The organism is Sinorhizobium glycinis (assembly GCF_001651865.1).
In the GTDB taxonomy this organism is placed as follows: Bacteria; Pseudomonadota; Alphaproteobacteria; order Rhizobiales; family Rhizobiaceae; genus Sinorhizobium; species Sinorhizobium glycinis.
The window spans coordinates 1-11,155 of sequence record NZ_LPUX01000039.1 but is presented as its reverse complement, the minus strand read 5'-3'; the positions used below and the strand labels follow the sequence as shown (position 1 = coordinate 11,155).

Sequence of the window (11,155 nt, the reverse complement as noted above, 5' to 3'; positions counted from 1 at the left end):
TGCGCATGCGCCACACTCGCATACGCACTCGCCAAAGGGAATCCCATACGGACTCTTATGTTAGGCGGATACCACTAGCTTTGCGTGGCGGGCACACCGGCCCGCGTGTAGGGCCAAGCTTTGTATGCCAGGCAGGGCGTCGTCGGTCAAGCGAATGCAAATTTACCCACGGCGATTTGACACAGCACGCCGGCAACCGCGGAACGGTGATGACACTGTCACAGTATTTCAATGCTTTAGTTTGAATTGGCCGGCGGGCCGCGGGTTCATATCCCTTCAAGGCGAAGGACCGGAGACATCCGGACTGAGCGGCATGCTGCCGGCTTCCAGTCTCAGGCGGATGGAGAGTTCGCGTTGCTGCCTTTGATCTGGACGCCCGGGAAGCGGGAAGAACGGATTCTTGGTCCGTATGAATCCGAGCGTCTCAATTGGGGCCGGAAGCGGTCCGGCAAGTTTCGGAATAGCAACGAGAATGCCGGACATTGCGTGAAACGCGGTAAGCGGTTAGCTGACGGCGTCCGACCTGAAGTTCCAGGGCATGAGGGCTTCGATTTCGGATGCTGGCCAGCCTTGAGCAATGCGGGTCAGGGTCTGCGAGAGCCAGTCGAGCGGATCGGCGCCATTCATTTTCCATGTTTTATGCCGACCGTCGAACTATGCCGAGCACCTCTTCCAACATACCGGTTGAAACGCGCTTCTCTTGCCGTTTTGGTCGAAGACCAGTCGTTGGCACTCGGCATAGTTCTCATGCTCAGAGGGCGTTCAGGAATTCCAGAAGCCGGTCATTTGGTCGAAATCGCTTGGTCTTGGCGCCTTCGTACGGCTTCAGCTTTGCGAGTGCGGATTCCTTCAGTTCAAGATGTGCATGAAGATAGGTCAGCGTCGTTTCCATCGCCTCATGGCCCAGCCACAGGGCAATGACCGAGCAATCGACGCCCGCCTGTAGCGGCTCCATGGCAGCGCTGTGCCGCAAGACATGGGGCGACACCCGCTTCGAGCGAAGGGAGACGCAGTGCTCGCGCGCTTTGGCGACATATTTGTTCAGCAGGGCCTGCACGCCGTCGGCGCTGAGGCTGCCACCGTGCATATTCGGAAAGAGAGCCGTTGCGCCTCGCTTCCCTGGTTCCTTGAGCCAACGCCGGAGGGCTTGCTGTGCAACCTTGGTGAGCGGCGTACTTCGCTCTTTGCGGCCCTTGCCGACGCATTGCACATGCGCGCCCTGGCCCAGCATTACCGAGTCTCGGTCAAGATCGATGATCTCGGAGACCCGCAGCCCCGTTTGCGCGGCCAGCAATAGCAGAGTGTAATCGCGGCATCCCAGCCACGTGCTTCGATCCGTGCAGTCCAGGATCGCTCCAATCTCGGGCCTGGTTAGAAACTGAAGCTGCCGCTTGTCACATCGCTTGCTGGGGATCGCGAGCACACGCTGAATGTGGGCGCTATGTGCCGGCTCCTCGAACCCCGCATATCGGAAGAAAGATCGAATGGCTGTGAGGCGGAGGTTCCGGGTCCTCACCGAGGCGGATCTCTTCGTCTCAAGATCCTCCAGGAATGCGCCGATGAAAGGAGCGTCCAAATCCCGCAGTGTCAACTGAGATGGGGATCTCCCAAGGCGCGTCTGTGCGAACGCAAACAGGAGCCTGAAGGTGTCGCGATAGGAGGCAATGGTGTTGGAACTTACACCTCGATGCTTCATGAGCCGATCTGTGAACCACCGCTCGATCAGCACGGCCAGGTCGTTCGTGCGTCTCATGACCGAATCTCCCAGCGCTTATCCAATCGCCGTACGGCATGGTTCATCAGTTCCGGCGCGGCGGACAGGTACCAGTAGGTGTCGCGAACATTCGCATGGCCGAGGAAGGTCGAGAGAACCGGCAGCTCGCGTTCCACATCTTCGCCAGCGCGATGCCAGTTGATCAGGGTCTGGACGGCGAAACGGTGACGAAGATCATGAATCCGTGGGCCATCGCGATTCCCCTCCTGCCGTAATCCGATTTGCCGGGAAAGTCGCCAGAACACGCGGTGCACGTATTGATGCAGCAATCTGCCGCCCTGTTCGGCGACGAAGAAATAGGGACTGCGCGGCGTACCAAGGTGTGCATCGCGTCGGACGGCATAGTCTGAAAGGACAGCGATTGTCGTGGCGTGCAGCGGGACCAGCCGTGACTTGCCGAACTTTGTCTCTCGGATAGTAAGGACGCCCTGGTCGAGATCGACGTCGGCCCGGAGCAGGCCGAGCGCTTCGGAATGGCGCAGTCCGGCCACCGCTATCAGTCCGAACCGGCAGTGATTCCAGCGTCGAGGGCCGGCGGCAGCGAAAGTGCTGCCGCCACAAGCGCCTGAATCTCGATCTCGCTATAGATGTAGGGCTTTGTCCGCCGTGCCGGCGGCACAGCGTCGCTTGGTGGCACTTCCGTCAGAGGATCGAAATGAGTGAGGTGCTAGGCAAAGCAGCGCACATCAGCCAGGCGGATGGACCAACTCGGCTGTCGGCCCATCAACGTCACCCATTCCATCGCCAGATCAGTCGTGATGGTATCGGCGCCGCGGGCTTCCATGAAGGTGACGAATGACGACAACCGTCGTGCCGGACCGTCGTATTTGTATCCCAGCCCTTGGCGCATGCCGACATAGCGCTTGAGCGTTGTGCGAAGCCGGCTCATTGGACACCTCCCGGCCAGGGTAGGCTCAGTTCACGCAGCTTCTCAATAGGTACTGTCACATTGATTGAGCGGTGGTTCTTGTAGGTCGGTGCACTCACGGTCATGGGTGCGCTGCTACCTCAATTTCCTTACCGCTCAATCAATGTGACAGTACCCGTCTAGCCGCACTAGCGCTTCATTGACCATCAGCCGGATCGGGCGCAGTGGATGATCGGCTGGCACGAAATCCTCCAACCGCTCATCGTGAACAGCTGCTCCATGAACACATCGCTCCTGCGCATCGAACCCCTCGCCAAGGGGATCGGTAGTCTATCTTTGGCGTAGGTATTTCAGCAGTCTGCTAGGCGCCCGCCGCCACGTGCGGGCGACGCCGGCATCAACCGGCGGGCAGATGTGCCGAGGGCAACAAGCGCGCCTGACGTAACGCCGCCAGATCAGCCGAGCCGGTGCAGAAGCAGGCGACGGCCAACTGGCGGATGACGATCTCGAAATGTGAGACAACCGCCTCGGTGGACACCGTCGCCGCGCCCAGCACGCCGGCCGCCTGCCCAGCGATGTCCGCGCCCAGGCGGATGGCCTTGGCCACGTCGACGCCGTCGCGGATCCCGCCCGACGCGATCAGCTTCACCGTTGGCAGCGCCCGACGTACCGCCTGCACGCTGGCCGGGGTCGGAATCCCCCAATCAGCGAACGCCATCGCCACGGTACGGTCGGCGGCATCGCGGGCGCGCTCGCCCTCCACCGCGGCCCAACTGGTGCCGCCGGCGCCGGCGACATCGATTACCGCCACGCCCGCCTCGACGAGCGCACAGGCCACCGAGGCGGACAGGCCCGACCCCACTTCCTTAGCCACGATCGGCACGCCCACGCTGCGCGCGGCGCGAGCGATCTGCGCCAGGACGCCGCGCCAGTCGCGGTCGCCCTCCGGCTGTACCGCTTCCTGCAGCGGATTGAGATGGATGATGAGTCCATCGGCCTCCAGCGCATCCACCGCCCGGCGCGCCAGGTCCAGGCCGTCGGCCTCGCGAAGTTGCGCGGCGCCGATATTGGCCAGCAAGGGAATGTCTGGGGCCAGGCGGCGCAGCGCGCGCGTCAGCCCCTGGGAGTTGCGGGATTGCAGGCTCAAGCGCTGCGAACCGACGCACATGGCGATCCCCAAGTCTTGCGCTGCCTCGCTCAGATGCCGGTTGATGGCCTCGGCGCGTGGCATGCCGCCGGTCATGGAGCTGATCAGCAGCGGCGCGCGCATGGTCTTGCCCAGCAGCGAGGCGCGCAGGTCGATCTGCGTCAGCTCCAACTCGGGCAATGCGCAGTGTTCGAAACGGATGTACTCCCAGCCGGCGGCGACCGTGGCCGGCGCCGTTCGCCGATCCAGCACGATGTCCAGATGGTCGTCCTTGCGCCGGCTCAGGGCGGTGTCGCTCATGCTCGCTCCATCCGTCGCATCGGGCGACGGCGTTGCGTCGGATCGGACCGACGGCAGCGCGCACACGCCGCCGCCTCCCGCGCATTCAGGCCGGCGCACGCTGGCCTCCCCCCGCAGCGTCGCTGCGGTAGCGGCTGGTCGAGGTCTGGTAGAACTGCGCGCGGATGGCCGCCATGGCCTCGATCAAGGGTCCCCACGGCGCGGGAAAGCGTTCTTCCGCCATCACCCGGTGCAGCATGCGCGTATGGCCGGCCAGCTCGTCGTTGAGGAACTCCACCGCAGGCATAGCCGGATAGCGCTGCTGCACCAGGATCGCCGCGTTGTCGGCCTCGCCGGCCGACCTGTCCTTATCGCGTCCATGCAGATCGTTCTGCAGGCGCCCTATCGCGGAGATGAGCCGCAGGACATGGCGAAACGCCGGACGCGCGCGCAAGGTCGCCATGTCCAGCCCCCACAGCAACGACAGGCAACAGAACACGTTCGCGTAGCCGATCGAATCGATACCGTTGTGCAGGTACTCGGCGTAGGACCAGCGTTCCGCCCCTGCCGCCTGCGCGTGTCCGGCGCGCAGCGCCGCGCAGTAGCACCGGGTATCGTCGAGAAGCTGAGCATAGTCGCGACGATCGTAGGCGAGCGCGGCCAGCGAAGCGCGCAGCACAGCGCAGCCCTCGAATCCGGGGAGCGCGCACGGCACGCCCTGCCCCACCGCCAGCTCCACTGCGGCGAGCTGCTCCGGCGCGATCAGGCCAAGGTCGTTGCAATCGTCGAGCCAGAACAGCAGCGCCAGTTCGCGATAGAACGCCACGATCAGCGTTTCGTCCTGCGGATCGCGGCCGGTGCGGGCGCTGGTGTCGCGCAGGCTCGGGTGGATGCGCTGCAGGATGTACTGGCCGCCCCTGACTGCTTCCTCGGCATGCTCGTCGGCGAACCCGGTCAGGGAACGCCCCCACTCCAGCACCTGCTGCAGCGCGCGTTCGGTCTGGATCATGGCGCCGCTCCTGCTCCCTCGGCCAGGACGCGCCGCCCCCAACGAAGTGCCAGCCACAACCCGGCGAGTTCGGCCACGCGCACGACCCGGGTGGGGCAATACAGTTCCTTGCCGATCCACAACGGCGTCTGCGGCAATGCATGCGCCGCATGGCGGGCGAGCATCCACTCCAGCGCACGCGCCACCGCCTGCGCGATGCGCCGGCGCCCTGTCGGCTCTTCGCTCCCGTCCATCACGTGCAACGCGAACAGCGCATAGGCGGTTTCCTCGAATGTGGACGCGCGACCGGCGCCCCAGCCGCCGTCGTCGCGCTGCGCCTGCAGCAGCGCCGCTAACGCGCGCTCGTCGCGCCACTGGGGCTTGCCTTGCGCAAGCGCAGCGACCGCATGCGCGGTGGGATACAGCCACGAAACGTGCCATTTTTCGTTGTCCCATAGACCGTGCGGGTTGCGATTGGCCTCGACGTAGGCGCTGGTGCCGGCGGCGGGCTTTCCCAACAGTCGCAACGCATGCAGGGCATGGATGTTGGTCGACACCGAGGCATTGCGCTCGCCGGGGAAGGTGACGAACAGCTCGCCGATTTCGAAATGGCGCAACGCATCGACCGCCGGCTCGCGGCCTGCAAGGCGCAGGACGCACAACGCAACGGCGGTGTCGTCCGCATCGGCCGCGAAGTGCAAGGCCGGGCCCAGACCGCGCACGCCCAGGCGGGCGTCGAGCTGCGCAACGATCACGCGCACCGCCTCGGCGAGCGCGGGATGCGCGAACAGCCCGGCCAGATGCAGGGTGTACAGCGACCAGCATGGCTCGAACACATTGATCGGCCAGACGTTGGGAACGACGCCTTCGATGCCGCTGCGCGTCGCCCGCGATGCCGCTTGCAGATACGCGTCGGCGCGCCCGACCTGCGTCGTGCTCCCCTGTGTGACGGCGTGCGCACGCCACGCGGCGGTGGCCGCCGGACTGATGCCGATGCTGCCGTCGTCATCAGGGCATGCAGTGGTCGGCGACGTCCCCCAGGCTTCCCAGGAGTGCAGCAACGGATGGCCGCTCGGCAACGTCGCCACCGCCCGCAGCTTGACCAGGCACGCTTGCCGCAACGGCAACAGCGCCGGATGGCGCGGAAACTCCACGCCGCCCAGCAAGGATGCGGCCTCGCCGCACAACTGCGGCAGGATCAGCTCCGCGCCGATCGGCGCGTCTTCCGGCACCACATGCGAGTAGGGATCGGGCTGGCGCTCGAGGAACCGGGTTGCAGTCTGGACTGCGTCGGCAGCGCCGAGAAGAGGATCGGCACGCTGCAATGCCAGCAACGCCGCCCACGTGGGCGCATGGCGGAACAGCGGGAAGTCCGCGCTTCCCCATCCGCCATCGGCCTGTTGCTGCGCGATGAGCCACGCGTATGCGTCCTGCCGACCGGTGACGTTGCCGTGGAACTGTAGAGCTCGCGCCGTGTCATAGACGGACGGACCGACGCTGCCGCCGTCGCTCATCTCGCTCAGCAGGTGGCGCAATTCGGAAAGGATCTGTTCGGACAGCGCGTTCACGCGGAATGTTCCTTCTGCAGACGGTTGACGAGAACCAGGATCGGGCAGTCGCCGCGAACTCGGACACAGTGCTGCATGCACCGCTGCCGCTGGTCGATCCAGCGGCACACGGGCGACTCCATGCGGACGGCGCGCTTATGCGCATGGCGCGTGCTTGAACAGATACGCGTTGGCCCGCTGCAGCATCTGCGCCATGCGTTCCGCACGCGGCCCCAGCGGGGCGATGGCCTCCCCGGCGTCGCGCAACAGATCCAGCGCGAACTGGCGCGCTGCCTGCAGCCCCATGATCGACGCGCAGGTCGGCTTCTGCCCCGCCGCGTCCTTGCCGGGGGTCTTGCCCAGCGTCGCGGTATCCGCAGTCGCGTCGAGAATGTCGTCGACCACCTGCAACGCCAGGCCGAAACAGGCGCTGTAGCGATCGAGCGCACAGTACAGCGCAGCGTGCGCGGCATCCTCCGCGATGGCGCATAGCGCGCCCATGCGAACGGATGCGCGCACTAGCGCTCCGCACTTCATCCGGTGCATTGCCACGATCCTGTCCAGCTCGACGTGCTTTCCGACCAGCGACAGATCCATGGCCTGCCCGCCTGCGGCACCCTCGGCGGACACCGCCCGCGCCAGTTCGCGCACGAGCGCGATACGGTTGTCGCCCGGCGCATCCAGGCTCGCCAGGGTGAGGAAGGCGTGCGCCTGCAGCGCATCGCCGACCAGGATCGCAGTGGCTTCGCCGAACCTGACGTGCACGGTCGGAAGGCCGCGGCGAAGCACGTCGTCGTCCATCGCGGGCAGGTCGTCGTGGACCAGGGTACAGGCGTGCATCATCTCGATGGCAGCGCCGACGTCGTCGAGCATGTGCGCCGGCGTGTCGGCCAGTGCGCCGGCAGCCAGACAGAGCAATGCGCGGGTGCGCTTCCCGCCATGCAAGGTGGCGTAGCGCATCGCCGCCATCAGCTCGGTCTCACCGTCGTCTTCGGCGCAGAGAAGACGCGCTAGCGCCTGTTCGACCCGCTTTGCGCCGTCCTGCATCCAGATCTCCGGCAGCAGCCTGCCGGATGCGCCGCCGCCGAGCGCGGAAACGCCAGTTCGGTCGTCGTGTAGCGTGGAATCGGTCTGCATGTTGTTCATGTCCTTGTACCTGACAGGAGACGGCCACGGCGAGCGGCGATCCGCCGCGGCCGGCGCCGCTGCCTCGCCACACGGGGCATGCGATGCCAGCTCATGAGATATGGGTGCCGCGGGAATGCGCCGTTGGCCGAGTTGCAATTCCTGCAGCGCGCGACGCGGCAGGAGCGTGATTGCCGGATGCACGCGCAGCGTCTCGCGGAATAGCGCCTCGGCGACCGGACACTGCGCCAGGTCCTCGTGCCGGGTCGGCGCCGCGCCCACGCGTTGCGCCTCCTCGACCAGGGCGTCCCACAGCACAGGCTGCCGCGCCAGCTCGATCACCATCCAGGCCATCGTCGAGGCGGTGGTGTCGTGACCAGCAAGCAGCAGCAAGCGGATATTGGCGACCAGGACGTCATCGGAGAGCGCATCGTCGCTGCGATCGAAGGCGCTCACCATGTCGTTGATCAACCCGGTGCGCGCGGCATGCGCGCGCGCGTCGCGGACGAACTGGCGCAACCGCGCATCGATCCAGTCGCGGGCGGCGCGGCCGCGCCGCAAGGGCAGTCCGGGCAGGTCGACCGGGGGCGCGACGATCAACTGCAGCAGTTGCCGGTACTTGCGATGCCATCCCGGCAGGTCCTGCGCTGGGATTCCCATGAGGCGGAAGATGAGCTTGAGCATCAGGTCGCCGGTTTCGCGCAGGATGGCTACGTCGCCGCGGTCGCGCCACGCCTGCACCCGCGCCCGGATGACGGGCGCGAACAGGGCGCCGATGCCGGCCTGGGTCAGCCCCTTGGGCAGGAGCGCCGCCTTGATTGCATCGCGCGCCTGCCGGTGCGCGCCGCCGTCCTGGGCGACCAACGTTCCGCCAAGTAATTCGGGCGCGATCTCTTCGATCAGCGCCGAGGACACATCCTTGTGCCGGAGTAGTGCGAACGCATCTGGATCCACGCAGGTCATCAGGTGTCCGGCAGGCCCGAAATCCAGCCAGAAGTGGCTGCCCAGCGTCCGTTCCGCGCGCCGCAGCAGGCGCGGCAGGTCGCAGACGATGGCGGGAAGATGCCCGACCAGGGGGAAAGCGCCGGGCACGACCGGGATGTCGTACCGCAGCCGGTGCCGACGGTCCAGCGGGTTGAGCAGCATGTCCATCAGCAGCGCCCCGCTTCGGCGGTGTCGCCGGCAGCCCGCGCGGCGCGGCTGTTGCCACCGTCGGCGTACGTCGGGACATGCGCCAGCATGCCGCCGTCGATGCACACGACCTGGCCGGTGATGAACGCAGCATCGTCGGAGAGCAGGAAGGCCACCAGCGCGGCCACGTCCCTTGCCGATGCCGGCGCCGGTCACCACGGCCACTTTGCCTTCAAACCGTCCCATCGTGTCCTCCTGGATTGCGTTGGTCTTTCGCGGCATGCCGCTCAGCCTCCGCCGGAGAAGGCGCAGGGTCCGCGCTGGCGCGCTCGCCATCGCCAGTGTCGCTTTCGATGACCCGGATGGCGGCGACCGGGCACTGGCTGGCCGCGAGCAGCACGGCGGCGTGCAGCGCCTGCGGGACCGTCGCCACGCACACTTCGGCCACGCCGTCCGGTTTGCGCTGGCGAAAGGTGCCCGGCAGCGTCAGCACGCACTGCCCGGTGGTTCCGCACAGATCCTGGTCGACCACGACGCGCATCTCAGCCCCCCCCTTGCGCATGCAGCCGCACCGGCAGCGCGCGGAACGTCCTGAGGAACGCGGAGGGCTCCCGGGTCGGCTGCTCGGCCAATGCCAGCGTGGGGAAGCGCGCCTGGATCCGCGGCAGGCTCTCGGCCAACTGCATCCGGGCCAGTTGCGCACCGGGGCAGAAGTGGATGCCGTGGCCGAAGCTCAGCATGATCTTCCCGTCGGTCGACATGCCAGGATTGGTGCCGCCAGGATTGGTGCCGTAGAACCGCGCGGGATCGAAGCGGTCGGGATCGGCGAAGGCGTCCGGGTCGCGATTGCCGGCCGCGATCAGCAACCGCACGTCCGCGTTCTTCGGGATCACCACGCCGCCCAGCTCGATGTCGCGCTGGGCGATACGCGGAGTGGGGCTGAACAGGACGGGCGCGTCGCAGCGCAGGACTTCTTCGACGAATGCCTTCACCCCCACGGCGTCTCCCTGCAGCCAGTGCCGCTGTTCGGGATACGCCCGCATCGCCAGGACCGCATGGTCGATGGTCGCAGCAGTGGTGGCGAAGCCGCCCAGCAGCATGCCCCACAGCATGCTGATCAACTCCGCATCCGACAGCGTGTCGGCATCGTCGTCGTGTGCGCCGACCAGCATCGACACGATGTCGTGGCGGGGATCGGTGCGCTTGCGCTGTATGAGGTCGCCAAAGTAGGCCAGCACCCTGGCGCTGGCCGCGTCCGCCGCGGCGAGCTGGGGATCGCTGGCGTGCGGGCCCAGGCCTTCCACAATGGCGCCGATGCCGGCGGCGAGCCCCAACATGTCGTCCTGGGGCAGGCCGAACAGTTCGGCGAAGACCAGCATGGGCAAGGCTAGCGCGAATTCCCGATGCAGGTCCACCGCCTCCCCGCGCTCTAGCGCGGGCGCCATGCCGTCCAGGCGCGCTGCGACGATGCGCGCGGTGCTCGGCCGCAGGTTGTCGATCTGGCGCATGGTGAAGTCGCGCGAGATCAGCCGGCGCAGACGCGTATGCGTCGGTGGGTCCTTCATCGCTAGCGTGGATGCCATCAGATTGACCGACAGGCTCGTCGCGGCACGCGGGAAATAGCGCGCCAGTTCGCCCGGCGCCGGTCCCCGAAACGCATCGCCCGTGGCCTTGAGCGCCCAGTAGATGTCGGCGTGGCGGCTCAACAGAAAGAGGCCCGACGCCGCGCGATGCACGGGATCGTGCTCGCGCAACCACCGCATGAACGGATACGGGTCGTGGATGCACGCTGGCGACGCCAGTTCGGCGAAGGCGTCCCGGCATGCTGCAGTGGTTTCTTGCGCGTCCATCTTGGTTACCTGTTGGCTGGCTGATCTGACAAGCGATGGAAGGGTATCCGGCGTGTGCCGCCGTTCAACTAAGGCAGCAAGAGTTGTGCCAACTGCGCAGAGAGCGCCTCAGATAAGCTGCTCTGCACATCATTCTATGACTTAACTGAGCGCGGCACGCGCGGGCCGAACATCACTATGTCGCGGACGCGACAAACCCGACAGTAGGTCAACGCAAGGTATGTCGGTCGCCTTAGCTTGGCGCAGAAGTCAGGGTTCGTCTGTCGGGCATGATCGGACGTCCAGTATGGAACCGAAGCTATGTCATCGAAGGGAGGAAGGTGACCGGCAGGCGCTGCGGGAGCGAATGACGTAAGACGAAGCTATACTAGTGGATGGAATCTAACACTTGGTGCCCCCGTTTGACGGCAGCGATGATTTTGTCGGGATCGGCGGTCCAGGTGAAG

At 66.1% G+C, this 11,155-nt stretch carries 9 protein-coding genes and 4 pseudogenes; all 13 read right to left on the bottom strand.

Annotated elements, in window-relative coordinates; genetic code table 11:
* Positions 1–504 precede the first annotated feature (504 nt).
* Positions 505–639: pseudogene (locus tag AU381_RS27945) on the bottom strand (transposase domain-containing protein); the annotation flags it as partial.
* A gap of 112 nt (positions 640–751) precedes the next feature.
* Complete coding sequence (locus tag AU381_RS00770) at positions 752–1,753, bottom strand: tyrosine-type recombinase/integrase (RefSeq protein WP_015633473.1); 1,002 nt, start codon at positions 1,751–1,753, stop codon at positions 752–754.
* Positions 1,750–2,265 (bottom strand): tyrosine-type recombinase/integrase, encoded by a 516-nt coding sequence (locus AU381_RS31180; RefSeq protein WP_014857753.1) that lies wholly within the window; start codon positions 2,263–2,265, stop codon positions 1,750–1,752. Before AU381_RS31180 ends, AU381_RS00770 begins: the two co-directional genes overlap by 4 nt.
* A gap of 176 nt (positions 2,266–2,441) precedes the next feature.
* Positions 2,442–2,663 (bottom strand): hypothetical protein, encoded by a 222-nt coding sequence (locus AU381_RS31175; RefSeq protein ID WP_014857755.1) that lies wholly within the window; start codon positions 2,661–2,663, stop codon positions 2,442–2,444.
* A gap of 153 nt (positions 2,664–2,816) precedes the next feature.
* Positions 2,817–2,944, bottom strand: a pseudogene (locus AU381_RS30585) (IS5/IS1182 family transposase); the annotation flags it as partial.
* Positions 2,945–3,039: 95 nt separating this feature from the next.
* The gene (fni, locus tag AU381_RS00755; protein WP_015633476.1) at positions 3,040–4,089 is read right to left on the bottom strand and encodes a type 2 isopentenyl-diphosphate Delta-isomerase; all 1,050 of its coding nucleotides are present in this window, start codon (positions 4,087–4,089) and stop codon (positions 3,040–3,042) included.
* 85 nt (positions 4,090–4,174) lie between these two features.
* The gene (locus AU381_RS00750) at positions 4,175–5,077 is read right to left on the bottom strand and encodes a terpene synthase family protein (RefSeq protein ID WP_014857758.1); all 903 of its coding nucleotides are present in this window, start codon (positions 5,075–5,077) and stop codon (positions 4,175–4,177) included.
* Positions 5,074–6,624: a hypothetical protein gene (locus tag AU381_RS00745; protein ID WP_014857759.1), complete on the bottom strand. Its 1,551-nt coding sequence runs from the start codon at positions 6,622–6,624 to the stop codon at positions 5,074–5,076. Before AU381_RS00745 ends, AU381_RS00750 begins: the two co-directional genes overlap by 4 nt.
* A 135-nt stretch (positions 6,625–6,759) precedes the next feature.
* Positions 6,760–7,740, bottom strand: coding sequence for a polyprenyl synthetase family protein (locus AU381_RS29375; RefSeq protein ID WP_034859625.1), 981 nt, complete (start codon positions 7,738–7,740; stop codon positions 6,760–6,762).
* 117 nt (positions 7,741–7,857) lie between these two features.
* Positions 7,858–8,880: pseudogene (locus AU381_RS29370) on the bottom strand (cytochrome P450); the annotation flags it as partial.
* Positions 8,880–9,053, bottom strand: a pseudogene (locus tag AU381_RS27930) (SDR family oxidoreductase); the annotation flags it as partial. The pseudogenes AU381_RS27930 and AU381_RS29370, both read right to left, overlap by 1 nt.
* 38 nt (positions 9,054–9,091) lie before the next feature.
* Positions 9,092–9,400 (bottom strand): ferredoxin, encoded by a 309-nt coding sequence (locus AU381_RS00730; RefSeq protein ID WP_034859623.1) that lies wholly within the window; start codon positions 9,398–9,400, stop codon positions 9,092–9,094.
* Position 9,401: 1 nt separating this feature from the next.
* A complete protein-coding gene (locus AU381_RS00725) occupies positions 9,402–10,709 on the bottom strand; it encodes a cytochrome P450 (protein WP_014857763.1) in 1,308 nt (435 codons plus the stop codon).
* Between the last annotated feature and the right edge of the window lie 446 nt (positions 10,710–11,155).